The organism is Aquabacter sp. L1I39 (assembly GCF_017742835.1).
Lineage (GTDB): Bacteria > Pseudomonadota > Alphaproteobacteria > Rhizobiales > Xanthobacteraceae > L1I39.
The window spans coordinates 4,924,032-4,949,567 of record NZ_CP072392.1 but is presented as its reverse complement, the minus strand read 5'-3'; the positions used below and the strand labels follow the sequence as shown (position 1 = coordinate 4,949,567).

22 protein-coding genes, 1 tRNA gene and 1 pseudogene are annotated in these 25,536 nt (G+C 66.4%); 19 read left to right on the top strand and 5 right to left on the bottom strand.

What is annotated here, in order from left to right:
• Window positions 1–15: 15 nt before the first annotated feature.
• On the bottom strand, window positions 16–915 hold the full coding sequence (locus tag J5J86_RS22400) for a LysR family transcriptional regulator (RefSeq protein WP_209102281.1): 900 nt from the start codon (window positions 913–915) through the stop codon (window positions 16–18).
• Window positions 916–1,031: 116 nt separating this feature from the next.
• On the opposite strand from J5J86_RS22400, the gene J5J86_RS22395 reads away from it, so the two are divergent.
• Both J5J86_RS22395 and J5J86_RS22390 read left to right on the top strand, forming a co-directional pair.
• A complete protein-coding gene (locus J5J86_RS22395) occupies window positions 1,032–1,664 on the top strand; it encodes a DsbA family protein (protein ID WP_209102279.1) in 633 nt (210 codons plus the stop codon).
• Window positions 1,642–1,878 (top strand): annotated as a pseudogene (locus tag J5J86_RS22390) (hypothetical protein); the annotation flags it as partial. The gene J5J86_RS22395 and the pseudogene J5J86_RS22390, both read left to right, overlap by 23 nt.
• Before the next feature lie 264 nt (window positions 1,879–2,142).
• Here the strand turns inward: J5J86_RS22390 and J5J86_RS22385 are convergent.
• Window positions 2,143–2,871 carry a GntR family transcriptional regulator gene (locus tag J5J86_RS22385; protein ID WP_209102277.1) on the bottom strand — a complete coding sequence of 243 codons (729 nt, stop codon included), beginning with the start codon at window positions 2,869–2,871 and terminating at the stop codon, window positions 2,143–2,145.
• 257 nt (window positions 2,872–3,128) lie between these two features.
• On the opposite strand from J5J86_RS22385, the gene J5J86_RS22380 reads away from it, so the two are divergent.
• From J5J86_RS22380 to J5J86_RS22320, 13 genes are all read left to right on the top strand, one after another.
• Window positions 3,129–4,031, top strand: a complete 903-nt coding sequence (locus J5J86_RS22380) for a VOC family protein (protein ID WP_209102275.1) — start codon at window positions 3,129–3,131, stop codon at window positions 4,029–4,031.
• Between the two features lie 23 nt (window positions 4,032–4,054).
• Window positions 4,055–4,936: an alpha/beta hydrolase gene (locus tag J5J86_RS22375; RefSeq protein ID WP_209102273.1), complete on the top strand. Its 882-nt coding sequence runs from the start codon at window positions 4,055–4,057 to the stop codon at window positions 4,934–4,936.
• 3 nt (window positions 4,937–4,939) lie between these two features.
• Window positions 4,940–5,992: an Ldh family oxidoreductase gene (locus J5J86_RS22370; RefSeq protein WP_209102271.1), complete on the top strand. Its 1,053-nt coding sequence runs from the start codon at window positions 4,940–4,942 to the stop codon at window positions 5,990–5,992.
• 152 nt (window positions 5,993–6,144) lie between these two features.
• A complete protein-coding gene (locus J5J86_RS22365; RefSeq protein WP_247657772.1) occupies window positions 6,145–7,293 on the top strand; it encodes an ABC transporter substrate-binding protein in 1,149 nt (382 codons plus the stop codon).
• A gap of 116 nt (window positions 7,294–7,409) precedes the next feature.
• Window positions 7,410–8,444, top strand: a complete 1,035-nt coding sequence (locus J5J86_RS22360) for a branched-chain amino acid ABC transporter permease (protein WP_209102269.1) — start codon at window positions 7,410–7,412, stop codon at window positions 8,442–8,444.
• A gap of 3 nt (window positions 8,445–8,447) precedes the next feature.
• A complete protein-coding gene (locus J5J86_RS22355; protein WP_209102267.1) occupies window positions 8,448–10,238 on the top strand; it encodes a branched-chain amino acid ABC transporter ATP-binding protein/permease in 1,791 nt (596 codons plus the stop codon).
• Window positions 10,235–10,990 (top strand): ABC transporter ATP-binding protein, encoded by a 756-nt coding sequence (locus J5J86_RS22350; protein ID WP_247657771.1) that lies wholly within the window; start codon window positions 10,235–10,237, stop codon window positions 10,988–10,990. The genes J5J86_RS22355 and J5J86_RS22350 overlap by 4 nt, the downstream gene beginning before the upstream one ends.
• Before the next feature lie 52 nt (window positions 10,991–11,042).
• The gene (gene mhpA, locus J5J86_RS22345; RefSeq protein ID WP_209102265.1) at window positions 11,043–12,644 is read left to right on the top strand and encodes a bifunctional 3-(3-hydroxy-phenyl)propionate/3-hydroxycinnamic acid hydroxylase MhpA; all 1,602 of its coding nucleotides are present in this window, start codon (window positions 11,043–11,045) and stop codon (window positions 12,642–12,644) included.
• A 147-nt stretch (window positions 12,645–12,791) separates the two neighbouring features.
• Window positions 12,792–13,784, top strand: coding sequence for a zinc-dependent alcohol dehydrogenase family protein (locus tag J5J86_RS22340; protein ID WP_209102263.1), 993 nt, complete (start codon window positions 12,792–12,794; stop codon window positions 13,782–13,784).
• 190 nt (window positions 13,785–13,974) lie between these two features.
• Window positions 13,975–14,478 (top strand): RNA polymerase sigma factor, encoded by a 504-nt coding sequence (locus J5J86_RS22335; protein WP_247657770.1) that lies wholly within the window; start codon window positions 13,975–13,977, stop codon window positions 14,476–14,478.
• Window positions 14,479–14,564: 86 nt separating this feature from the next.
• Window positions 14,565–15,449, top strand: coding sequence for a FecR family protein (locus J5J86_RS22330; protein WP_247657768.1), 885 nt, complete (start codon window positions 14,565–14,567; stop codon window positions 15,447–15,449).
• A gap of 150 nt (window positions 15,450–15,599) precedes the next feature.
• The gene (locus J5J86_RS22325; protein WP_209102258.1) at window positions 15,600–18,047 is read left to right on the top strand and encodes a TonB-dependent siderophore receptor; all 2,448 of its coding nucleotides are present in this window, start codon (window positions 15,600–15,602) and stop codon (window positions 18,045–18,047) included.
• Window positions 18,048–18,124: 77 nt separating this feature from the next.
• Window positions 18,125–19,285, top strand: coding sequence for a PepSY-associated TM helix domain-containing protein (locus J5J86_RS22320; RefSeq protein WP_209102256.1), 1,161 nt, complete (start codon window positions 18,125–18,127; stop codon window positions 19,283–19,285).
• 348 nt (window positions 19,286–19,633) lie between these two features.
• Here the strand turns inward: J5J86_RS22320 and J5J86_RS22315 are convergent, their stop codons facing one another.
• The gene (locus J5J86_RS22315; protein ID WP_209102254.1) at window positions 19,634–21,130 is read right to left on the bottom strand and encodes a terminase small subunit; all 1,497 of its coding nucleotides are present in this window, start codon (window positions 21,128–21,130) and stop codon (window positions 19,634–19,636) included.
• A 36-nt stretch (window positions 21,131–21,166) separates the two neighbouring features.
• Between J5J86_RS22315 and J5J86_RS22310 the strand changes: the two genes are divergently transcribed.
• The 3 genes from J5J86_RS22310 to J5J86_RS22300 all read left to right on the top strand — a co-directional run bounded on the left by J5J86_RS22310 (window position 21,167) and on the right by J5J86_RS22300 (window position 22,264).
• Window positions 21,167–21,430 (top strand): hypothetical protein, encoded by a 264-nt coding sequence (locus J5J86_RS22310; protein ID WP_209102252.1) that lies wholly within the window; start codon window positions 21,167–21,169, stop codon window positions 21,428–21,430.
• Between the two features lie 226 nt (window positions 21,431–21,656).
• Window positions 21,657–21,932 (top strand): type II toxin-antitoxin system RelE/ParE family toxin, encoded by a 276-nt coding sequence (locus J5J86_RS22305; protein WP_209102251.1) that lies wholly within the window; start codon window positions 21,657–21,659, stop codon window positions 21,930–21,932.
• An 11-nt stretch (window positions 21,933–21,943) separates the two neighbouring features.
• Window positions 21,944–22,264 (top strand): HigA family addiction module antitoxin, encoded by a 321-nt coding sequence (locus tag J5J86_RS22300; RefSeq protein WP_209102249.1) that lies wholly within the window; start codon window positions 21,944–21,946, stop codon window positions 22,262–22,264.
• A gap of 400 nt (window positions 22,265–22,664) precedes the next feature.
• Here J5J86_RS22300 and J5J86_RS22295 read toward each other — a convergent pair whose 3' ends face one another.
• A complete protein-coding gene (locus J5J86_RS22295) occupies window positions 22,665–23,852 on the bottom strand; it encodes a tyrosine-type recombinase/integrase (protein ID WP_209102248.1) in 1,188 nt (395 codons plus the stop codon).
• A gap of 176 nt (window positions 23,853–24,028) precedes the next feature.
• Window positions 24,029–24,104, bottom strand: a tRNA-Ile gene (locus J5J86_RS22290).
• 269 nt (window positions 24,105–24,373) lie between these two features.
• On the opposite strand from J5J86_RS22290, the gene J5J86_RS22285 reads away from it, so the two are divergent.
• On the top strand, window positions 24,374–25,204 hold the full coding sequence (locus J5J86_RS22285; RefSeq protein WP_247657766.1) for an SIMPL domain-containing protein: 831 nt from the start codon (window positions 24,374–24,376) through the stop codon (window positions 25,202–25,204).
• Window positions 25,205–25,536 lie beyond the last annotated feature (332 nt).

Here is a 25,536-nt window from a genome sequence, read left to right as displayed (position 1 = left end):
ATCCCTTATGCCGCTTCAGGCAAGCGCGCGCCCGATCTCATCGGTCAGCATGGCGACGAATGCCGTCACCTTCGGCGGACGGAAACGGGCGGCGGGATAGACGATGTGGATCCCGCCGGAGGGCAGCGTCCACTCGGGCAGAACCTCCACCAAATGTCCGCTGCGCACAGCATCGCCAACCAGGAAGTCGGGCAGGATGGCGAGCCCCCCGCCGGCCCGGGCGGCCGCCAGAACCGCCGGCGTGGCATTGATGCTGATCACCTGGCGCATGCGGACGGTCCGCCGCTCGAAATCCCCCTTCGAGAAATGCCAGAGCAGCGGCTCGCGCAGCGCCCCGTTGACGATGAAGGGCAAGCCGGCGAGGTCGTCCGGTTCCCGCAGGGCCATGGTCCTCAAAAGATCGGGCGAAGCCACCAGGATCTGGCGGAATGTGCCGATGCACCGCGCCTGCTGGCTTGAATCGTCGAGCCACCCCACCCGCACCGACAGGTCCACATGGCTCGCGACGAGATCGATCCGGGCGTCCGACAAAACGAGATCCACCATGCAAGCGGGGTAGCGCCGGGCAAAACGGGCCGCCACCGGCGCGACCATCGAGGCTCCATAGTCATTGGGCGCGCCAATGCGCAGGAGCCCCATGGGCGCGTCCCTGGCCTCGGACAGTTCGTCGACAGCGTCCTCTGCCTCGCGCAGGATCATGACACAGCGCGCGTGCAACTTGCGCCCCGCCTCCGTGGGTTCGACCTTGCGGGTCGTGCGGACCAGGAGGCTGGTTTTCAGTTCCGCTTCGAGCCGCGCAACCTGCTGGCTCACAACCGTTTTCGTGATGCCGAGGCGCTCCGCCGCCTTGGTGAACGACCCGGCATCGACCACGGCCGCAAAATAGGCCAGCCGGTTGAGATTGATCGCTTCCATGCTCGGCCATCCGGCTGATTGTTAGCCAATGACACACAGTTTGTCACACTGGCAGCGGTTTATCGACGATGCGCAAGAGCCTAGATCTCCATTCAGCCCGATTGGAATCTCCTGCGATGCGGATCACCTATCTCTTCGACCCCCTCTGCGGCTGGTGTTACGGTGCCGGTCCGACCATTTCCCGCCTGGCGGCGCTGGACGGCGTGGTGGTGAAGCTCGCCCCCACCGGCCTGTTCGCCGGCCCTGGCGCCCGGCCGATGGACGCCGGCTTTGCGGCCTATGCCTGGCAGAATGACCAGCGCATCGCGCGTCTCACCGGCCAGCCCTTCAGCGAGGCCTATCGCCACCAGGTCCTGGGCGCGTCGGGCGCGCTGTTCGACTCGGCGCCCGCCACTCTGGCGGTCGTCGCTGCCGGCCTCGAGGCACCCGAACGTGAGCTTGAAATTCTCAAGCTGGTGCAGAGCGCCCGCTACGCCGCGGGCCGGGACATCGCCGATCGCGCCGTCATTGCCGATATCCTCGCCGATGCCGGTCTGGAGGAGGCGGCCCGCAGGGTGCGGGCGCCCGACGCGGCACTTCTCGCCGCCTATGGTGAGCGGATCGCGGCCGCCCGTGGCGACATGATGGCGTTCGGCATCACCGGCGTTCCCGCCCTCGTGCTGGGCGAGGGCGCGGCGCGGCGCGCGCTCAGCACCAGCGCTTTGTTTGGCCGCTTCGATCTTCTGGCTGCCGAAGTGCTGGCCGCCTAACGCCACGGCCACTGCGCCCTCCGGCCTTGCCCATACGGCCGGATCCAAGCTCTCCTGAACGCACTTTCCGACAGGCCCCAACGGCTTTTTCCGTGCGCCCGTCCTCACCGGCGGTCCGACCGAGGCGCTGTTGATCAATGGCGGGTTCACCCATCCAGATGGGCGGGCGCTCGCCGAAGCCATAGAGGCGAATGGCGAGACGCTCACCGCCATCACGGCCGCACTCTGGCTGGCCGTCCTGGCCGCGGACATGGAATGGAGGGAGGCGGCGGGCTTTGCCGATGCAAGGACCGATATCGGCTTGGAGCCCTTGATGGCGGGCGCCTTCCGGCGCCGCGCCACGGAACGGACCGGCGATAGTGGCCCGGTGATACGCGCCGCGCTCCTCACCAACCAGATCGGCTGGAGCATGCGAATGCAGTGCTGATCTGGTCCAGGCCCAGTTGGCGCAATGGGCAGGGTCATCCTCGCGCAGCGATTATTCGGCGGCCTCGTTTGGCGGCGCGTGCAGCTGTGTGGTGGATTGCGGAAACAGGTGGCCCGCATGCTCGATCACATTCTCGCTCGTCTCGCGGATGTGCCGCTCGATGAGCCGCAGCGCGAGCTCTTCGTTGCGGGATAGCGCCGCGTCGACGATCATCTTGTGCTCGACGTCCTTCTTGCGCCATTTCTTGCGGAACTGGGACGACATGCGCCGGTAGCGATGCGCCCGCTCGAACAGCTTGTGGCGCAATTCCGTGAGGGTTGGGGAGCGCGCGGCGGACACCAGTGAGGCGTGAAAGGCGCTGTGCACGGCGCTCCATTCCTCCGACAAGTAATAGTCGCGGCCGAGACGCTTCTGCATCTTGTCCATGCGGTGGAAGCTGGCGAGGATATTGGCTTCCCAATCATCGTCGCCATTGCGGATGGCCCGCCGGAGCATCTCGTTCTCGATCAGCACCCGGGTGTCGGTCAGATCGTTCAGGTCCTCGATGGAGACCGGCGCGACGATGAAGCCGCGCTGATCCTCGGCGACCACGAGGCGTTCCGCGGCAAGCCGCGAGAGCGCCTCGCGCAGGGTCGAGAAGCTGACAGTGTAGCGGCTGCGCAAGGCCTCGAACCGGAGCTTTTCGCCCGGCCTCAGCTCGCAATTGATGATGTCCATCCGCATTCGGTGCAGGACATCGGCCGCCCTGCTCTCACCCGCCGGCTTTTGCCTTTCGGTCATTCTTGCCCCGCTTCACCTGTCGCCAGCCTTGGGATTTGACTCCAGACATTAGGTAAAATTTTCGAAAAAATCAAACCGGCTTCGGCGGGCGACGAGCGATGGCGGGCCGCGCGGCCTGGATCGAAGCGGACCGGCGCTCCGAGTTCAATTTTCGACATTGGATTTTTTTTCGAAATTTATTGCGGTCATCAGGCGATTGCCGTATCACCCGAGACAAGGGCTGTGCTTAAGCGGCCGAACGGTGAAGAGAGGAAACGATGGCGCATATCGTTCACGCGGTGGGTCATCTCAAGGTCAATGTCACGGACCCTGAGGCGGTCATCCGGGATGCCACCGAAATCCTGGGCCTGCATGTCACCCACAAGGATGCCGGCCAGACCTGGCTGAGCTCGAACGGCCGCGCGGCGGAACTGGTCCTGCTCCATTCCGACGAAAACGCCACCCACACCATCGCGCTCGAAGCGCTCACCGTCGAAGCGGTGCGCGCGGCCGAGGCCCGCGTCGAGGCGGCGGGCTGCCGCATTCTCTCCACCGCGCCCAGCCTCGCCTGCATCGCCGCCGGCGTCACCTTCGCCACGCCGGAAGGCCTGCGGTTCGAGATCCACACCCCCATCCGGGACAGCATCTATAGCCGCCGCCACGCGACCACCGGGGTCAGCCCCAACCGCATGGATCACATCAATCTCATCACGCCCGACCCGCTGGCGACCCGCGCTCAGCTCGAGGCCATCGGCGCGATGAAGCTGTCCGAACGCCTCGTGGATGACAGCCTCAGCTGGATGTATGGCGGCAACCGCCAGCACCACATCCTCGGCCTGGTGAAGGGCAAGGTGGGGCTTCACCACTATTCTTTCGAATTCACGGAGTTCAACCAGTATCTGCGCCTCGGCGACATTCTCGATCGCTTCGACAAGCAGATGCTGTGGGGACCCGGCCGCCATCGTCCGGGCGACAATACCTATGCCTATTACACCGATGCCTCGGGCGCGATGATCGAATGCGCCGGGCAGATGGCCCTGGTGGCCGATGACGAGAGCTTCGTGCCCAATGTCATCACCAATCTGGCGCGGCCGGGCAACGTGCGCGAGATGAATGTGTGGGGCACGCCGGCGCCGCTGGAATGGCGCACCTTCCACTTCCCCTTCACCGCTGTCGGCTGATCCGAAGCTCCGGGAAACCTGCCATGCAAGAGAAGCTGACATTCATGTCGGACGGCCTCAAACTGTCCGCGGTTCTGCATGTGCCCGAAGGCCGGGCCGAAGGGCAACGGCTGCCTGCCTTTATCGTGCTGCACGGTTTTGTGGGCTCCAAGGACGAGTCCCACGCCGAGATCCAGGCCCGCATGCTGGAGGATTTCGGCTATGTGGCGCTGCGCTTCGATTTCCGCTGCTGCGGCGAAAGCGAGGGCGAGCGGGCGCAGGTGCGCTGCTTCGACCAGGTGGCGGACGCCAAGAACGCCCTCTCCTTCCTTGCCACCCGCCCGGAAGTGGACCCCGCGCGCATCGGTGTGGTCGGCCATTCCTTCGGGGCGGCGGTGGCGGTCTATTCGGCTGGCGTGGACAGCCGTTTCGCGTGCGTGATCTCCTCGTGCGGCTGGGGCGATGGCGAGCGCAAGTTCCGTGGCCAGCATCCCACCCCCGAGGCCTGGGCGCGGTTTACCGGCCTGCTGGAGCAGGGCCGCAAGCACAAGCGGGAAACCGGCCAGAGCATGTGGATCTCCCGCTTTGATGCGGTGCCCATTCCCGAGCCGCTGCGGCGCAATCTCTCGCCCAAGGCGATCATGGAAATCCCGGTCGAGACCGCCATCAGCATGTACAATTTCCGCGCCGATGACGTGGTGGGCGACATCGCCCCGCGCCCGGCCCTGTTCTTCCACACCGCCGATGACGGCATCACGCCCACCGAGCAGTCCATCCGCCTGTTTGAAAAGGCGGGGCAGCCGGCGGAGCTGATGCTCATAACCGGCACCTCCCACTTCCCGCTCTCGGCCGAGGATGCCCCGCGCACCAAGGTCATGATCAAGGGGTGGCTCGACAAGTTCTTCCCCACGCCTCTGGCGGTGTAGGTCATGGCGACCGGCACGCTCACTCTCACGCCCGATGCGCTTCGCGGCCTCGCGGAGCGCCTCCTGGCGGCGGGCGGCTTCCGCCCGGAGGACGCCCGCAAGGCGGCAGACCTCTTGGTCTGGGCCAATCTGCGGGGCGTCGAGTCCCATGGTGTCCTGCGCATCCCGCGTTATGTGGAGATGGTCCAGCTGGGCATGATCGATCCGGGGGCGATCCCGAAAGTCATCCGGGAAAACGGCACGGTGGCCCTGGTGGACGCCGCCCTCGCCCCCGGGGCCACGGGCATGGAAAGCGTGACCCTGAAGGCCATGGAGCTCGCCGCCCGCTCCGGCGCCGGCGTCTGCGTGGGTCGCAATGTGACCCATGCGGGAGCGATCGGCTATTTCGCGCACAAGATCGCCGCCGCCGGGATGATCGGCATCGTCATGACGGCCTCCAAGCCGCTGATGGCCTATCCGGGTGCGCGGGGCGAGACGGTGTCGTCCAACCCGCTGGCCATTTCCGCGCCCTCGGCCGATGCGGACGCGCCCATTGTCCTCGACATGTCCACAGCGGCCGTGGCGCTGGGACAGGTTCTGGCGGCGCGCGATGCCGGACGGGCGATCCCGGAAGGCTGGGGCGTGGACGGGGACGGCCGAGCCACCACCGACCCGGCGCAAGTCAAGGCCCTCCTGCCCATGGCCGGCGCCAAGGGGGCGGGGCTGTCCTTGATGATCGAGGTCTTGTGTTCGCTTCTGGCCGGCAATCCCATCCTCGCACCGGCCCTCGCGGGCGAGGATCCGCAGGGCTTCAATGGCCTCGTGGTGGCGCTGGACCCCGCAGCCTTCACCGACCGCGAAGGCTTCCTCGCCCATGTGCACGCTTTGGTGCAGGCCGTTCAAGCAGCCCCGCGCGCGGCCGGCGCGGACCGGGTGTTGCTGCCCGGCGAGCGGGGCCGGCGGACCGCCGAAAAGCGCAGCCATTCGGGCATTCCCCTGGCGCGCGGCACGGCGACCAAGCTGGCGGAGCTGGCCGGGCGGCTGGGCGTCGACATGGCGGCCATCCCGCTCAACTGAGGCGGGGATGACCGGTGGAAAGGGCACGGCCGGCTGGTCATGGCGTCCGAAGGCCGGGTGCATGCCCGCATCGGCGGGCCCAAAGCGCAACACATTTGGGTTCACGACGGCCAGCGCTGACAACAAAACATAAAGCGCGTGGGGAGGAAAAAATGAAAATCTCGAAAGCTCTATTCGGCGCTACAGTCCTTCTTGCCTCGATGTCCTTGGCCACGGCCGAGGAAATCCGCATCGGCGCAACGCTCTCGACGACGGGGCCCGCCGCCTCCATCGGCATCCCCATCAAGAACACATTCCAGATCCTGCCCAAGGACATCGCCGGCGTGCCGGTGTCCTGGACCATCCTGGACGACGGGACGGACACCACGCTCGCCCGCCGCAATGTGGAAAAGCTCGCCGCCGACAATGTGGACATCATCATCGGCGGCAACACGACGCCCACGGCGCTGGCCGCGGTCGAGGTGGCCGGGCGCACCCAGACGCCCATGCTCGCCATCGCGCCCTCCCCCGCGGTGATCGAGCCGCTGGAGGGCGCCCGCAAATGGGTGTTCAAGGTGCCCCTGGGCGAGCGGGAGCTGGCCCAGAGCACGCTCGCCGACATGGCCAAGCGCGGGGTGAAGACCTTTGGCTTCATCGGCTTCAACGATGCCTTCGGCGAGGGATGGTTGAAGGAATTCGAGCGCTTCGCGCCGGACTACGGCATCAAGCTCATCGGGGCGGAAAAGTTCGCCCGGACGGACAATTCGGTGGTGGCGCAGGCGCTGAAGACCATGGCCGCACGGCCCGACGCGGTCTTCGTGGGCGCCACCGGAACGCCGGCCGCATTGCCGACCCTGGCCCTGCGGGAGCGGGGCTTCAAGGGGCCCATCTACCAGGCCTCGGGCGTGGTCAATAACGACTTCCTGCGTGTCGGTGGGAAGGCCGTGGAAGGGGTCCTGGTGGCGGGCAGCCCGCTGGTGGTCTCGGCGAACCTGCCGGACGGACATCCGAGCAAGGCGGTGAGCCGCGCCTTCGTGGCCAATTTCGAGGCGGCCTATGGGCCGGGCTCCGTCTCGTTGTTCGCCGGCAATGCCGAAGACGCGTGGTTGCTGCTCCAGGAGGCCGTCAAGGTCGCCCTGAAATCGGCCAAGCCCGGCACCCCGGAATTTCGTGCCGCGCTGCGCGACGCCCTGGAGCAAACCAAGGGTCTTGCTGTCACCGGCGGGGTCATCACCCTCGGCCCGACGAACCATGGCATCTACCCGCCGGAATCGGCGGTGGTGCTCACCGTCAAGGACGGTGCCTGGGCGCTCGCCCGGTAGCGCGCATCCGACCCTCGCGTCCCGTTGCCCCACCGCTCCGCCCGCGGGGCAACGGGACGCCGACCATCATCGCCGTGTGATCCACGGCAGCGCCAATGGTTCGCCGAAGGTTCATCATGACACCTGATATCGCGCTGTTCCTTGCGCAGGACGGCATCGTCAATGCTGCCATCTATGCCCTCATCGCGCTGGCCATCGTCCTGGTCTTCCTGGTGACGCGCATCCTGTTCGTGCCGCAAGGGGAGTTCATCTCCTACAGCGCGCTTACACTCGCCGCCTTCAATCTCGGCCATGTGCCGGCGACCATCTTTGTGCTGCTGGTGGGGGCCGTCGCCAGCGCGGTGATGTCGGCGCTGCGGGAGCGCGCACGCATCGGCCGGCTCCGGCTGGCGCCGGGCCAAGTGGGTCTCGTCATCTACTCCGTCATCCTGCTGGCGCTGGTGCAATGGGTGGCGCCGACACGGCCGCCCCAGTGGATCGCCATCCCGCTCACCCTCGCCATCATCGTGCCCCTCGGGCCGATCCTCTACACGACCCTCTTCGAGGGCATTGCCCGGAGCTCCAACCTCACGCTCCTCATCGCCGCGGTCGCGCTCCATTATGCCCTGGTGGGCGTCGGCCTGCTGCTGTTCGGCGCCGAAGGCGCGCGCACCGAGCCGCTGTCTGATGTCTCCTTCAGCCTCGGCCCCATGCTGGTGTCGTCCCAGAGCGTGCTGGTGATCCTGGCAACGGCGGGGATCATGGTGCTGCTGTTCCTCTTCTTCAGCCGCTCCATCCAGGGCAAGGCGCTGCGCGCCACCGCCATCAGCCGCGCCGGCGCCAAGCTGGTGGGCATCCGGCCCTCGGAGGCGGGGCGGCTGTCCTTCCTGTTCGCGGCAGCCATCGGCGCGGTCAGCGGGGTGCTCATCGCCTCCCTGACCACCGTCTATTACGATTCCGGCTTCCTGGTGGGCCTCAAGGGCTTCGTGGCGGCCATCATTGGCGGCCTTGCCAGCTATCCGCTGGCGGTGGGCGGCGCCCTCCTGGTGGGCCTGCTCGAATCCTTCTCCTCCTTCTGGCTGAGCGCCTTCAAGGAGGTGATCGTGTTCGCCCTCATCATTCCCGTTCTGCTCTGGCGCTCCCTGCGGGCGCCCCATACCGAGGGCGAGTGAGCCATGGCCCGCACCCTTCCCCTTCTCGCGCTGCTCGCGGCGGTCATCCTCATCCAGGCCCTGGCCAGCGGTCAGACCGTTTCCATCCTCAATTATGTGGGCCTCTACGGCCTTGTCGCCCTCGGCCTCGTGGTGCTGACCGGCATCACCGGGCAGACATCCTTCGGCCAGGCGGCCTTCGTGGGCATCGCGGCCTATGCGACAGCGGTGCTGGCCACGCGCTATGGCGCCGGGCCGGCCACCACATTCGCCGTCGCGCTGGCGGCGACGGCGCTGGCCGCCTGGACCATCGCCGCCATCACGCTGCGGCTATCCGGCCATTACCTGCCGCTGAGCACCATCGCCTGGGGCATCAGCCTGTTCTACCTGTTCGGCAATCTCGACGTGCTCGGCGGCCATACCGGCATCGACCATGTCCCGCCCCTCACGCTCTTTGGCCACGATTTCGTCGGCGGCCGCGAGCTCGGGGCGCTGATCTGGATCTGTGTCGCCCTCGCCATGTTCTGCGTCGCCAACCTGCTGGATTCGCGGCACGGCCGCGCGCTGCGGGCGGTCAAAGACGCCGCCTTGATGGCGGAGACCTTCGGTGTCGACACGGTGAAGGAAAAGCGCGTCGCCTTCGTGCTGGCGGCCCTGCTCGCGGGGCTGTCGGGCTGGCTCTACGCCTATCTGCTGCGCTTCGTGAACCCCTCTCCCTTCGGCCTCAATATCGGCATCGAATATCTGTTCATGGTGGTGGTGGGCGGGGCCGGCTATGTCTGGGGCGCCCTCATCGGCGCCGCCGTGATCACCCTGGCGCGGGAATGGCTTCAGGATTTCCTGCCGGCGCTCGTGGGCACCAGCGGCAATTTCGAGACCATCGCCTTCGGCCTGCTCATCGTCGTGCTGCTGCACCGGGCCGACCAGGGCATCGCCGCCCACTTCGCCGGCCTTCCGCGCCGCCTGGGCTTCCTGACCCGCTTGTTCTCGCGGTCGGGCGACGGCGCCGCGCTGGCGGCACAGGCCAGCCTGCCCACCCGGGAGCGGCCGGCCCGGGGCCGGGAGCTTTTGGTGGTGAACAAGGTGGTGAAGCGCTTTTCCGGCCTGACCGCCGTCTCCGAGGTGAGCTTCGACGTGAAGGCGGGCGAGATTGTTGGCCTCATCGGCCCCAACGGCGCCGGAAAGAGCACCTTGTTCAACCTCATCTCCGGCACGCTTTCGCTCACCGGCGGCGAGGTGCGGTTCGCGGACAAGGTCATCAGCGGCCTCACCCCGCGCCAGATCGGGGCGGTGGGCATCTCCCGCACTTTCCAGCATGTGAAGATGATGCCCGACCGCAGCGTGCTGGAGAATGTGATGCTGGGCGCCCACCGCCGGGTTCGCTCCGGCGTCGTCGCCTCCTGCTTGCACCTGGAGCGGCGTTCGGAGGCGGCGATCCGGGCCGAGGCGGAGCGGCAGATCCGCCGTGTGGGGCTGGAGGACGTGGCCCATGTGCCCGCCGGCAGCCTGCCGCTCGGCAAGCAGCGCATCCTGGAGATCGCCCGCGCCCTTGCCTCCGATCCCCTCCTGCTCATCCTCGACGAACCCGCCGCCGGCCTGCGCCTGCCGGAAAAGCGCCTGCTGTACCGGCTGCTCAAGCAGATCCGTTCCGAAGGCATCACCATTCTCATCGTCGAGCACGACATGGACTTCGTCATGAGCCTCGTGGACCGCCTCATCGTCATGAGCTTCGGCCAGCTGATCTGCGAGGGGGACCCGGCCAAGGTCCAGACGGACGCGCGGGTGGTCGAGGCCTATCTGGGAGACGCCGCATGAACGCCACCGGCATGACCCCGCTCCTCAACATCCGGGACCTGCGCGTCGGCTACGGTCAGGTCGAGGCGCTGTTCGGCGTCTCCTTGAAGGTGGAGCCGGGGCAGATTGTCACCGTGGTGGGCCCGAATGGGGCCGGCAAGTCCACCTTGCTCAATGCTATCGCCGCCGTCATCCCGCCGCGCGCGGGAGCCATCGCCTTTTCTGGAAAGGACATCGGGGGTCTCGCCACCGAGGAGCTGGCGGCGCGCGGCATGGCGCTGGTGCCCGAGCGGCGGGACCTGTTCGGCACCATGTCGGTCTATGACAACCTGCTGCTGGGCGCCTATCTGCACCGCGCCGAGCGGGGCGATGGCATCGCGCGCGCCTTCGAGGACGTGTTCGCCCGCTTCCCCCGCCTGCGCGAGCGGCGGACGCAGGAGGCCGCGACCCTGTCGGGGGGCGAGCGGCAGATGCTGGCCATCGGCCGGGCGCTCATGTCCCGTCCCCGGCTGCTGCTGCTGGACGAGCCGAGCCTTGGCCTTGCGCCGCAGATCGTGCGCCAGGTGTTCGAGGTGATCGATGCGCTCAGGGCGTCGGGCGTCTCCATCCTGCTGGTGGAGCAGAATGCGCAGATGGCGCTGCGCATCGCCGACTACGGCTATGTGCTGGAAACCGGCGAGATCGTGAAGGAAGGCACCGGCGCGGCGCTGCTCGAGGATCCGAAGGTCATGGAGACCTATCTCGGCATCGGGCACGGCAACTATGCCGACTGACACGGCGGCAGTGGGCTTGCGCGGCCAAACAGGTGGGTCTGGAGAAAAAGGCATGACCAGTACCGTTGACGTAGCAATTGTCGGTCTGGGACCGGTGGGTGCCACGCTTGCCGCCCTGCTGGGCCGCGCGGGCGTCTCGACGGTAGTGATCGACAAGGCGGACGACATCTTCCCGCTGCCGCGCGCCATCGGGTTCGACCACGAAATCATGCGCGTGCTGCAAAATCTGGATCTCGCGGAGGCCATCGCCCCCTTCGTGGTCCCCTATCGCCCGACCGAATATCGCGGCGTCGACGGCCGGGCCATCGCCCGCTACGCGTCGCTGCCGCCGCCCTTTCCGCAGGGCTGGGAGCCTAGCTTCGTCTTCACCCAGCCGCCCGTGGAACGGGCCCTGCGTGCCCTGCTGGAGAGGCTTCCCGCCGTGGAGGTCCGCCTCTCCACCGAGCTGACCGGCATGATCGACCATGGCGACCATGTGGAGCTGCGCACGCGCGATGCCGCCGGCGCGCCCGGGACCGTTCGGGCGCGCTATGCGGTGGGCTGCGACGGGGGCACGAGCCTCGTGCGCAAGCTTCTGGATATCCGCTTCGAGAGCCTGGATTTCGACGAGCCCTGGCTCGTGGTGGATATGCTGGTCAACGAGGACAAGCTCGGCACGCTGCCCGAAACCATCATCCAATATTGCGATCCGCAGCGCCCCACCACCTTCGTGATCGGCCCGGACAATCACCGGCGCTGGGAACTGATGCTGCTGCCCGGCGAGGTGCCCGAGGCCATGAGCCGCGAGGAAACCATCTGGCGCCTCCTCGAACGCTGGCTGACGCGGAAAGACGCATCGCTCTGGCGTGCCGCGACTTATGTCTTTCATGCGCTTGTCGCGGAGGAGTGGCGCGAGGGCCGGGTGTTCCTGGCTGGCGATGCCGCGCACATGACGCCCCCCTTCATGGCGCAGGGCATGTGCCAGGGCATGCGCGACGCGGCGAACCTCGCCTGGAAGCTGACGCTGGTCCTCTCCGGCAAGGCGGGCGATGCGCTGCTCGACAGCTATGAGGCCGAGCGCCGGCCCCATGTGCGTGCCACCACCGAGACTGCGAAGGCGCTGGGTCGGATCATCTGCGAACGCGATCTTGAGAAGGCGAAGGCCCGCGACGCCAGGATGCGGGCCGAGTTGGGCGATCCGCCGCGGGTTCAGGTCCGCCAGAACCTCATTCCACCGCTCACGGCCGGGGCCTTGCAGGCAGGGCTGGAGCCCCCCGTGGGCACCCGCTTCCCGCAGCCGCGCATCATCACGGATGCCCGTGTGGAGCGCCTCGACGATGTGGCCGGGGACGGGTTTCGGCTGGTGCTCTCGGCGGGTACGGGCGTCGCGGACCTGCCGGCCGCGCTGCGGGAGGCAACGGACCATCTGGGTGCGCAAGTCCTGTGCCTCTGCCAGGAGGATGAGCCATCCGCGCAGACCTCGGGCGCTGTGGCCTTGCGCGAGGCCGACGGTCTTCTGGCGGGCTGGCTGCGCGAGCACGGCGTCATCGCCGCCTTCGTCCGGCCGGACCATTACGTGTTCGCGGCCGCGCGCACGAGGGCCGATCTGGAGGACATGGCCTCCCAGATCGCCACGCAGCTTCACCTGGAACCGGCGGTGGCGCCGGTCGGCTAGGCCGGGAAGAGTTCTATTTCTTGGCTTTCGCGCACTTCCTTCCCGCGAACCAGATCACGCTTCGCTCGGAAATGCTCTGGGGCCGGTCAATCGGACAATAACAGGGAGAGGCCGGCGGCCTTTCCGCACAAGGGGGAGTGTCGTGTCATGAAAGCAGTGCTGGTGCAGACGCCTGGAGGACCCGAGGCTCTTGATTATGTGGACCTGCCGATGCCCGTTCCCGGCGCCGGTGAAATCCTCATCCGCGCCGCGGCCTTCGGCGTCGGGCAGCCCGACGCGCTGATCCGCCGGGGCGTCTATAAGTGGATGCCCCCGCTGCCCGCCAATCCCGGCAATGACGTCGCCGGCACCATCGCCGCCTTGGGCGCCGGCGTGACGGATCTCAAGGTCGGGCAGAAGGTGCTGCTGAGCGCGCGGGACCTGAGCCAGCGCGGCGGCTGCTACGCTGAATATGTGGCGGCCCCCGCCGATGCGGTGCACCCCCTCGCCGATCATGTGGCATTCGAAGAGGCGGTCTGCCTCGCCAATTACCAGGTGGCCTATGCCCTGCTCCACGAGGCCTCCGGCCCCAAGGCGCCGGGCAGCGTATTGGTGATCGGTGCCGCCGGCGGGGTCGGCTCGGCCCTGGTGCAATTGGGACGTCTGGCCGGCATGCACGTCATCGGCACCGTCAGCACGCCCGAAAAGGCCGATTTCGCCCGCGCCATGGGCGCGGACAACGTCATTTTCTATCGCTCCGAAAAGGTCGTGGACCGGGTGCTGGAGCTCACGGCGGGGCGGGGCGTGGACCTGGTTCTCGACCATGTGTGCGGGCCGGACTTCGCCTCCTATCTCCGGGTGCTCGACAAATGGGGCACGCTGTTGTCCTACAACGCCTTCGCCGGCCTGCCGGAAGAGAACCTGATCGGCGAGATGCGCCACTACCTGGGCAAGTGCCCGGGCGTGCGCTGCTTCTCCTTCCACATCTATGATGATGATCGCAGCGCCCGCCGCCGCATCATGCGCAAGGTGATCGGCGCGCTGGAAGCCGGCGCCATCAAGCCCGCCATTTCCGCCCGCTTCGCCTTGTCCCAAGTGCGCGAGGCCCACGCCATGCTCGATAGCGGTGCGGCGCTGGGCAAGATCGTGATGACGCCGTAGCGGGGGACCCGGGGGGCACAGGGAAGGCACAGCCTGACAGGCCGGCCTCCGCCTCTCTGGGGGGCCAAGGTTTCTTACATCTATTATTACTCTAAATCATACTGATTGCGGTGAGGTGTCTGTTTCCCTAAGTATCGAGAGATCCGGAATGAGCTGAATTGACCAGATTTCAATGACGCTGGCACCTTCCATGTCCTCTGATCTGATGCTGGCCTACATGCACCAGTGGAGGACGCTGCGCGGGCATCTCAGCCGCCGCACCGGATCACGGGACCTGGCGGAAGAGGCCCTTCAGGAAACCTGGCTGCGCCTCGCCACCATGGCGGAGCAGCCGGCGACCATACAGGACAAGCACGCCTACCTGCTGCGCCTCGCCGGCAACATCGCCATCGACCTCCTGCGGCGGGAGCAGCGCCACGCCACCCGGTGCCTCAGCGATGAGAGCGTGCTGCGCGAGATCGCCGACCAGACACCGTCCCCCGAAGCCTATGCCCTCCACCGCGACGAGCTGCGCGTGCTGGTGCGCGCGCTCATGGAGTTGCCCGCAAAGCCGCGCACCGCGCTGCTGCTTAACCGATGCGAGGGTCTCTCTCATTCGGAAATCGCGACACACCTCGGCGTGTCCCAGAGTATGGTGGCAAAATACTTGGCCCAGGCGCTGCGTCATTGCCGCGACTGCCTGCGGGCGCTCTGAACCCTCACAGCCCTTCACCGATGCATGTTTCGCGCCACCCACCCCGAGCAGACATCGCCCTGAGCGATGAGGCCATCGACTGGGTCGTGCGCCTGCATTCCGGCGCGGCCGGCATCTCCGAGCGCGACGGCTTCCTGGCCTGGCGCGCGCTGAGCCCGGCGCATGAGGCCGCCGCCCAGGAAGCCGAAGCCTTGTGGCACGGCCTCGGCACGGCGGGCGAGCGTGTGCGCGAGGACGGGAAGGCGGGGCGCGGCCGGATCACCCGCCGCGCCTTCATGACCGGCGGCGTCATCGCCGCCTTCGGGCTCGGCGCCACACTGTCCGGCCCGCTGCGCCGGCGCATGCTGGCGGACTATTCCACCGGAGTGGGCGAAGCGCGCGAAGTGGTGCTGCCCAACGGCTCGCGGGCCTGGCTGAATTCCAGCACCGGCTTGGCGCTGGACTATTCCGGCGCGCGCCGCGGCATCAGGCTGCTGGAAGGCCAGGCGCTGTTCACGGTGATGCCCGACCCGGCCCGCCCCTTCGTCGTCGCGGCCGCCAATGGCTGGACACGGGCCGTGGGCACGGTGTTCGACGTCGACATGCGCGCGGAGAGCGTCGCGGTCACCGTGGTGGAAGGCGTCGTGGCGGTGGGCATCGACGGGGGACCGCCGGACGGCACGACCATGGGGGCCGACCAGACCGTGCGATATGACCTCGGCGGCATCACCTCCCCCCAAAACGTCGATGCCAGCATGGCGACCGCCTGGCGGCGCGGGAAGCTGATCTTCAACCGGCGCCCGCTGGAAGACGTGGTCAGCGAGCTGCGGCGGCACACCCACACCCAGATCGTGATCGCGGGCAGCAGCCTGAAGGCGCTGGAGGTGACCGGCGTGTTCGATCTCAACGATCCGCAATCGGTGCTGGAGACCATCGAGCAGACCCTGCCGGTGCGCGTGCTGCGCTTGCCGCTGCTGAACGTCATCCTCTGACCCGCGCTGCGCGGAAGAAAATTCGTGCCCGACGCTGCAAGTTCCCCACGCTCGTTTCGTCCTTGCTTCTGACGCGCATGATGGCTGTGCCGCGCGCCGCGGAAGGGAGCTTTGCAGATGGGTGGGGGATGCGCGCGGGCGGCGGGACGGATGAACTGGCTGGCATCGGTGGCGATAACCCTTGTCTTGGGCGCCCTTGTGCCGGCGCCGGCCCGCGCGCAGGGCACGCCACCTGCGGCCATATCGTTCAACATCCCGCCCCAGGATCTCGGCACGGCGCTCACCGCCTTCGCCGACAAGGCCGGGCTACGCTTGCTGTTCCCGTCTGACCTCGTGGCCGGACGCAAGAGCCCCGGCCTGAGCGGCGCCTATACGCCGGACGCGGCCATCGCCCGCCTGCTCCAGGGCACCGGCCTGCTCTATCGCTTCACGCGCGCCAATACCGTGACCATCAGCGCACCCAATCTGGGCGGGGCGGACGCCGACGGCGCCATCGCGCTCGGGACCATCGACGTCACCGGCGCCGCCGACGACCAGCAGATCGTGGCGCTCGCCACCAGCGCCGGCACCAAGACGAACACGCCCCTCATCGACATTCCCCAGTCGGTGAGCGTGGTGACGCAGGCGGAGATGGTTCAACGCGGCGTGCAGGACTTCAATTCCGCCGTCGCCTACACCCCCGGCGTGCGGGTGGTGGACTATCCCGGCGGTCAGGGCATGCCGGACATCTATATGCGCGGCTTCCGCGCCATCAACCAGGCCGCCTATTATCGCGACGGCCTGCGCGCCGGCTTCAATGCCTATGATTCCGACATCGAGACCTATGGCCTTGAACGGATCGACGTGGTGAAGGGACCGTCCTCGGCGCTCTATGGCGCGGGGGTGCCCGGCGGCTTCGTGGATGCCATCACCAAGCGGCCGACCGCCGTTCCCATGCGCGAGATCGAATTGCTCGGCGGCAGCTTCGACCGCCTCCAGGGCGCGTTCGACATTGGCGGCCCGGCGACGGCTGACGGCACCTGGCTTTACCGTTTCACCGGCCTGTTCCGCGACAGCGGCACCCAGATCGATTTTTCGCCGGACAACCGCATCTATTTCGCGCCCGCCGTCACCTGGCAGCCCAATGCGCAGACCAGCCTCACCGTGCTGGCCTCCTACCAGAAGACGGAAAAGGGCGGCTCCGAGCAGAGCCTGCCCATGGCCAACACCATCTTCAACCTCGGGCCGAAGATCTCATCCAGCCTCTATCTCGGCGCGCCCGATTTGACCGACTGGAACGTAGAGACCTCCTCCGTCGGCTATGAGTTCAAGCACGAATTCGATAGCGGCTGGCGCTTCCAGCAGAATGCCCGTTATTCCCATTCGGAGGTGGACTACAATTCCGCCTGGGGCTGGGACGCGACGTTGGCGGTGGTGGACGGCCAATACATCAATGTGGGCGTCCAGTTGCGCCCGAAGACGGCGGACAGCGTCCTCATCGACAACCGGCTGACCGGGAATTTCGATACCGGCCCTATCGCCCATGAACTGCTCGTTGGCGTGGATGGCGGATACTACAACTCCACCGAGACCCGCACCAATTCCACCAATTACAACGCCATCAGCATCTTCGCCCCCGATTACAACTTCGCCTACACGTTCGGCCAGCCCTGGTCGGACACGCAAAGCAAGGTGCTGCAGGTGGGCGTCTATGCGCAGGACCAGATGAAGCTGGGCAACTGGCTGCTCACGCTGAGCGGGCGGCAGGACTGGGTGCGCAACGAGGAATACAATTTCAATTCCCGCACCCTGCTGGCGGCTTACGGCTTCACCGATGAGGAGGCCATCGCCAACGACTCCGCCTTCACCTGGCGGGCGGGGCTCGGCTACAAGTTCGACAACGGCCTGATGCCCTATGCCAGCTATTCCACCTCCTTCCTCCCGCAGGCGGGCACGGATTTCGAGGGCAATGCCTTCCAGCCCACCACGGGCGACCAGTATGAAGCCGGCATCAAGTTCGAGCCGGCGGGCTTCCGGGGGCTGTTCACGGCCTCGGTGTTCCAGATCACGCAGCAGAATGTGCTGACCAACGACCCGGTCAATTACGGCTATTCCATCCAGGATGGCGAGGTGCGGGTGCGCGGCCTGGAACTCGAGGCCAAGGCACAGCTCACGGCCAATCTGGACGTGGTCGCCTCCTACACCTATCTCAATGCCGAGGTGACCAAGGACAATCCCAACGAATACGGGACCTCGAAGGTGGGCACCGTGCCGGCCGGCGTGCCGCAGAATGCCGCCTCGCTCTGGGGCTATTACACCTTCCGCGACGGCCCGCTGAACGGCCTCGGCCTTGGCGCCGGCGTGCGCTATGTGGGCAGCTCCTATGCGGTGATGGAGACCGTCTCCGGCGCGCAGGCGAAAGTGCCAGGCTATACGCTGGTGGATGCGGCGCTGAAATATGACCTCGGCGAGCTGGACCGGCGGCTGAAGGGCGCCTCGCTCTCCATCGCCGCCACCAACCTGTTCGACACCGACTATTACACCCCCGGCTTCTACTGGAACTCGGTCATCTACGGCACGCGTCGCACCGTCTACGGGACGCTGGCCTATCGCTGGTGATGCCAGTCTCCCGGTCCGTCTCTGCGAAGGCGGACACCGCATCCCCCTCGGCCGGCAGTACCTTTAAGGTTCGGCCGGTGCTGGTGCTGATGCATCGCTGCATCGGTCTCACGACGGCCCTGTTCCTCACGCTCGCGGGGCTGACAGGCAGCGTGATCGCGTTCAACCGCGAACTGGACGCCCTGCTCAATCCCGCTTTCTACGCCGCAACGGCGAGCGGCCCCATGCTGTCGCCCGAGGCATTGGCGGCCAAGGTCGAGGCACGCGACCCGCTTCTGTCGGTATGGTCCATCAGTCTTGAGCCCATGGCCGGCGGAGCGGTGGAAGTGCGCGCCATGGCCCGGGAGGGGAAGCCGTCGGCGGACTGGTTCAGCCTCGATCCCGTGAGCGGGGAGATCCTCGGCACGCGCGTCTGGGGCGCCTGCTGCCTTTCACGCGCGCACCTCATCCCCTTCCTCTACAATTTCCACCACAGCCTGAGCCTCCCGGGGGCCCTGGGCGTGCTGGTCATGGGCATCGTGGCCCTGTTCTGGCTGCTCGACAGCTTCATCGGCGCGGCGCTGACTTTCCCCCTCGGCCGTCCCTTCTTCCGCAAGTGGCGCACCGCCTTCACCATCAAGGGCGGCAGCGCCTTCCGCCTGAACCTCGACTGGCACCGGGCCGCCGGCCTGTGGTTGTTCGCGGTGCTCATGGTGCTGGCCGTGTCCTCCATCGCCATGAACCTGCGCACGCAGGTGTTCGAGCCGGTGGTCCAGCTTTTCTCGCCGCTCACGCCGACGCCCTTCGCCGCTCCCCTGCCGCCGCAGCCGCTGCCGCGGAGCCTGTCCTATGACGTGGTGCTGGCACGGGCGCAGGTGGAGGCGCACGCACGCGGCTGGCACCTGCCGCCAACCTATCTCTTCTATTCGCCAGCCTTCGGCCTGTTCGGCGTCCGGTTCGGCAGCGGCGAGGACATGATGACGAGCCCCTGGCTCTATCTGGACGGCCGCACGGCCGCGCCCATGGGAGAGGTGATCCCTGGCGCCGGAACGGCGGGCGACACCTTCCTCCAGCTTCAGTTTCCCATCCATAGCGGCCGGCTCGCCGGCCTGCCGGGGCGCATCCTCATCGCGGTCATGGGGCTCGTGGTGGCCGGCCTGTCGATCACCGGCGTCGCCATATGGTGGATGAAGCGCGCGGCGCGTCGAAAGCGGCGGAGCGGCCAGGTCCGGACGCCGTCCGGCGGCGCTGGCGCGTGAGCATGTGTTCCGTTCGCGCCGCCAAAAGATCCGACGGCCAAACGGACCACGGCCGACCCTGGCGGGGCTTCACCCACCTCAACACCCTACATACCTTGATCGTACCGGATGTTCGCGGACACCGCCGGACAGCGGCGGACGGTGGATGTGGTGGGGCGCCCGGCAGGACGGACATTAGTCAATATTTCTGCTTATTATTCAAACACTTCGATAAATTTGAAACGACAATGTACCATCAAAAATACCATCAAATTCGCCGGTGTACGTCTGCGGGCTGCTACGAACAGACGCGGAAAGGGGCCACCCATGGGCAGCCCCTTCGTCCTGATCTCTGGCTCGGTCACACTCTCACATCAGGCGCGGGCAGTCATCGTCATCCGGTAGGGGATTGGCCACCGGCTTGATGCTGGTGCCCTGGAGCTGCTTGACCAGCAGCGTGAGCGGGTTCTCAGCGTCGCCCGCGACCTTCAGCTTGTCGTTCAGCATGCCCAGGTGGCGCATGAGGAGTGTTAGGGCAGAGACCTTGTCTGCCAGCTTGATCTTCTTCACCCGCCCGATGGCGATGCCTTCATCGTTCGTGATCTCGGCGATCTCCAGGCCGGCCAGGGCTGCACGAACGTCGGGGTCCATGTCCTTCAACGGCAGCAGCGCGCCATCCGCGTCGAAGGCGCCTGCGATGTCGAGGAAGGCCAGCTTGGCGATTTCCCGCAGGACACGGTCGGCCGTGATGCCCGTCCGGGCAGCGCGCTCGTCCATGGCCCGCTGGATTTCACGGGCGATCACAGGTTTGCTCAGGTTCTCGTCGCCGATCTGCTGCGCGGTCCGGGGACTGTATCCCGCCCGAATGGCGGCCTGGGTCGCGTTCAGGTCGATCGCCGCAGCACCGGCGCCCGTCGCGCGGGCAGCGCGCTCCAGCGGACCCTTGGGCTCTACAGCCTTCGGATCTTTCACGCCGATGGCGCTGAAAGCATCGGCGATGGACTGGCTTCCACCAATCGGGTTCTTGATCGCCTGGACCGGCGCCCCCGAGATCGCGCGCGCTTGGTCGGCGAGCTTGTTCAACACCCAGGCTGCGGCATCCACGGGGGCGCCTAACGCACTGTAGAGCGCTTCGTTGGCGCCCGCCGTGAGGTTATTCCAGAGGCCGCTTTCCCTCTCGGCCGGCTTGGGCTCACCGGACGGGATCAGGTCGTGAAACAGGTTCGAGCCTACCCCCTCTTCGCCCTGCGGCGCGGCGGACGCTGAAGAGGTGCCCCACCGCCCCGGCGGGCGATAGGAAGGCCCGGCCTCTCTCATCATCCCCTGGATGGCGGTGGTGCGGTTCTGGCGCTTCTGGGCGCGCACGTCGGCGCTATCACCGGGCTGCGGAAAATACTGGCGCTTGGCGTTGTCGAACTCAGTCTCGCTGATGACAGCGCCGCTTTCACGCCGCAGGATTGAGTTGATGAAGTTCCGTTGCGCCTGAATGACTTGCTGGCGCTCAGGCGAGGCAAGCTGGTTTGCGACGCCCGATGGCAGCGCATTGGCCGCGACGCCGCCGATCCATCCGCTGACACCCGAACTGATGTCCTCGTGCTGGCCGATCACGCCTTCGGCTTCCGCCATCCGGTCGGCGAAGGACGCGGCCTTGCCCTGACCCTCGTTGAACCCGCCCGTGGCGTAGGGGTTGCCACCGGCAGCCGTCTCGTCGCGCTTGATCTGTGCCTCGCCACGCTTCTTCGCGATCTCCTTGGCGACCTCAGTGTCAGCAGCATCCTTGCCCTTCACAGCTGCAAGGCCATGCTCCAGAACCTTGTCGGGGGCCAAAAAGTTGGTTGCGGCCCGGTACAGGTCTTCCAGCGACATGCCAGCCTGGGTCTGGGTCTTCCCGGCTGCGTCCGTGTGGACGATGTCCGCGCCGATTATTTTCCCGGACGGGTCCTTCCGGATGTTGGTGACCTCGATCTTTCCGTTGTCGTCGAAGTAGCCCTTCGCGTTGTAGGCGCGCTCGATCCCGGAGAGGAAGCCGGGTATGTCACCCGCCGAATACGCGCCTATCGCGTCAGCGAAGTGCCGGGCGCCGGCCTGAACCTGCTCGTTCTTGATCCACTTGGGATAGGTCTGCGCGAAATCGGTGTTCCCGGCCTGAAGATGCGCGCGTATTGACCGCCGCGTCCGCTGCGTTCCAGCAGGACGAGGGTCACGTCGCCGATCTGAAGGGTCTCGCCGGGGCGCAGGTTGAGGCTCAGCATGCCGACATGCTGTCACGAAGTAAAAAATACAGCAATATCAATTATTTAAAGGACAAATACGGACAACGGCGGACACCAATGGACCGCTACGGGCGGGATAATTCTTGTCACATGTAAGCTGATAGCTTACAGTTTCCGACATGATCAGGACGTTTCGGAACAAGCTGCTGGCCGCCCTGTGGGAGACCGGGACATCCCGGATCGACAAGCGGATGCACAGTCGGATTTTGCGGCGCCTGGACGCCCTCGATGCCGCCGAGGTGGCGGAAGACATGAATGTGCCGGGCTTCGACTTCCATTCGTTCCCGGAGCGCAAGCCGATCCGGTACAGCGTCCATGTCAACGGCCCGTGGTGCATCACCTTCGATTTCGAGGACGGCCACGCCTATCAGGTTGACTTTGAGCAATACCACTGAGAGAGCCACCGATGACGTCTCACCCGCTTCCCACCTCCCGCGCTTCCAAGCGCTGCCCGACCCATCCAGGAGCGCTGTTGCGCGAGGACATCCTCCCATCGGTTGGCCGCCCGAAAGCGGAGATCGCCCGGCTGCTCGGCATCTCGCGCCAGCACCTCTACGACATCTTAGACGAGAAGAAGCCGGTCACGCCGGCAGTGGCCGTCCGCCTGGGCAAGCTCTTCGGCAACGGGGCGGGCCTATGGGTCCGCATGCAGGCCGCCCATGACCTATGGCACGCGGAGCGCGACGTGGATGTGAGCGGCATCCCAGCCCTCACGGCGGCGGACTGAAGGGGCGGGATGGAGGGGGCAAGCGGGCCAGGAAGTGGCTGCCGGGGTATTTTGGCAAAAGCCAGAGCATTTCTGGCACAGAGGGTGTGCCAGAAATGCGGTATATAAGTATCTGATATTACAGTTGATTTTAATTTTGGCATTTTTGGCATTTTTGGCACGGCATCTGAGATCAGGAAGCCCGACCGCCCATTTGGGAGCCACCCACCCACCGGCTCCCCATCCCGTTCCGAGCGCCACCCATCCTCACCCTCTGAGGCGATGCATCGCCCATTTAACTAATTGAAATATATAAATATTCACTATTTGTTCTTATATGCCTTTAAGGATATAAGAGAACAAATAGTGAATATTATTATTTTATAATAACTTAGATGACAGATGGCGCCCATGGGGCGCCCTACCCCACTGCGGCCCGGTCGAGATAATCGGCCCAATCCCGCATCATCTGCCGCCGCCCAGCGAGGTACTGCGCGCTGTTGTAGGCGCCGCGCACCTCGTTGCGCTCATCATGGGCGAGCTGCCGCTCGATCCAGTCGGGATGAAAGCCCGCCTCATTGAGCCACGTTGAGGCCACGCCACGGAAGCCGTGCACCGTGGCTCGCCCGTGGTAGCCCATCCGATACATGGCAAAGAGCATGGTGTTGTTCGACATGAACCCTTCCTTGCTCGGCGAGGGGAACAGGTGGGGGCTCCGACCGCAAAGCGGGCGCAGTTCGTTCAGCACCTCAACGGCCTGGGGCGCCAGCGGCACCAGATGCTCGAAACGCATCTTCATCCGATGGGCCGGGATCCGCCAAAGAGGCTCCTCGCCGTCCAGCCCCTCGAACTCCGACCATTGAGCCGCTCGCAGCTCCGTGGTGCGCACGAAGGTGAGGACCATCAGCTTGAGCGCCAGCCGCGTGCTGGGATCGCCGTCATAGGCAGCTAGCGCCTGGAGAAAGCCGAGAAGATCTTCCTTCGGCATGGCACGATGGTGCTTGGGCCGCCCAGGCGACTTGAGTGCTCCTCGAAGATCCTGAGTGGGATCTCTCCTCGCCCTCCCCGTGGCGATAGCGAAGCGGAAGATCTGCCCGATCACCTGCATCTCGCGCTTCGCCAGCTCGATGGCGTCCCGCGCCTCCACTTTCCGGATCACTTCCAGCACCTCGGGGGCGTCGATGTCCTGAATGGGGCGCGGTCCCAAAGCGGGGAAGACATCCGCCTCCAGGCGGCTCATGAGGCGATCAGAATAGGATGCCACCCAGCCGGGCTGCTTCATCTGGAACCATTCGCGCCCCACCTGCTCGAACGTGTTGGCCGCCGCGACCGCTGCCGTTCGCTTCTCGGTCTGGCGCGCCACGCTCGGATCGATGCCATCAGCCAATTGCTGCTTGATGGTATCTCGCCGCTTGCGGGCCTCGGCGAGAGAGACAGTCGGATAGGTGCCGAGGGCCAGGGTCTTCTGCTTCCCAGCGAAGCGGAAGGAGAGGCGCCAGTAGCGCCGGCCATCAGGATTCACGAGCAGGAAGAGCCACCCTCCATCGCCCAGCTTGTAGGGCTTCTCCTTGCCCTTGGCATTGCGGACGGCGGTGTCGGTGAGCGGCATTGATGGTACCTGGACTGATGGTCTTTTCAGATACCATCAAAGGTACCATCAAAAAACGTGGCTGCAAGCGGACCACGGCGGATGGCGGCGGACACTTCCCCCACCTGAAATCATTACGATCGCTTGATTTTCTCGGATGTTTGCGGACACCGCTAGACACGGGCGGACGGTGGATGTGGTGGGCCCGGCAGGACTCGAACCTGCAACCAGACCGTTATGAGCGGTCAGCTCTAACCATTGAGCTACAGGCCCCATCCTTGCTCCTAGCAACAGGCGGGGCGCGGAACAACCCGGGTGGGGTGGCGAGACGGTGTACAACGCGGGCGGCCGCCCCATTGGCGCCGCGATCGGCGGGTGGTGATAGGCGCCGTCCGATCCCAGAGGACAGCGGCCGGCGGCGAGGGACCGGCGGTGCGGCGGCCCGCTGGGACGCAGCGTGAAAGGGATCGGGACGTCAGCGGATCGCGCCCCACAGGGAGGCGGTTCGGCCCGAACCCATGAAAGTCATAGGGAGACACCGCATGTTCCGCCCCCGCTTCGCCCGCGCCGCCCACGGCCTGCCTGCCCTCCGGCGCGCGTCCGGCGCACGGCGCTCGATGATGCGCGAGGCCCTGCACGTTCCGCTCGCCTGTGCGCGGCCGCTGGCCTTCGGGCTGGCGCTCGTCGGCCTCGCAGCGGCCGCCACCTTGCCGCTCGGTGCCGCCCAGGCACAGGAGGTGCCGCGCGCCACCCTCACCGTGAACGGCCAGGGCGAGGCGAGCGCGGTGCCGGACGTGGCGCTCTTCACCACCGGCGTGGTCTCGTCGGGCAAAACCGCCGATGAGGCGCTCGCCGCCAATTCCCGCACCATGACGGCGGTGATCGCGGCGGTGAAGGAGGCCGGCATTGAGGAGCGTGACATCGCCACATCCGGCCTGTCCATCCAGCCTCAATACACGTCTCCCGGCCAGAATTCCCGCGAGGCGCCCAAGGTCGTCGGCTACGAGGTGCGCAACGGCGTGTCGGTGAAGGTGCGCGACATGGCGCTGCTGGGGGGGCTGCTGGACAGGCTGGTCCAGGCGGGCGCGAACCAGGCGGGCGGCTTGCGGTTCAGCTTGTCCGATCCCGCCGCGCTGGAGAAGCAGGCGCGCCTGGCGGCGCTGAAGGACGCCCAGGCCCAGGCACAGGAACTGGCACAGGCTGCCGGCCTGCGTCTGGTGCGCCTGCGCCGCATCGCGCCGGTCGAGGCCGGCGGAGCCATGCCGGCGCCGATGATGGCGTTCAAGGCCGACCGCGCCGCCGTGCCGGTCGAGGCCGGCGAGACCACGGTGCGGGCGGGCATCACCCTCGTCTATGACGTGGAGCCGCTCTGAGAGGCCAGGTCCTGCCTGCTCCGCCCGCGATGGCAGGAGCCAAATTGCAGATGACGAGCGCAAGCTCGCAGACGAAGCGGGCGCCCCTTGAGGGCGCCCGTCGCATTTTGGGGCACCGCTTCGGTCACATGGGCCCTGCCGCACCGCACGCGCCCGCTTCCCCTACGGGAGAACCGTCATGGCCCCGTTACCGCAGTGCCACAAAGAGCCACTAGAAACGAAGCGACAGGGAGTTTTCTCAGTTCCGCCAGCAACCTGAGGGTTAAGCCACACGTCCCATCCATCCGTGACTGCAGGTTCGCAGGTTGCAAGCGCCCGTGGGTCGGGGTGGT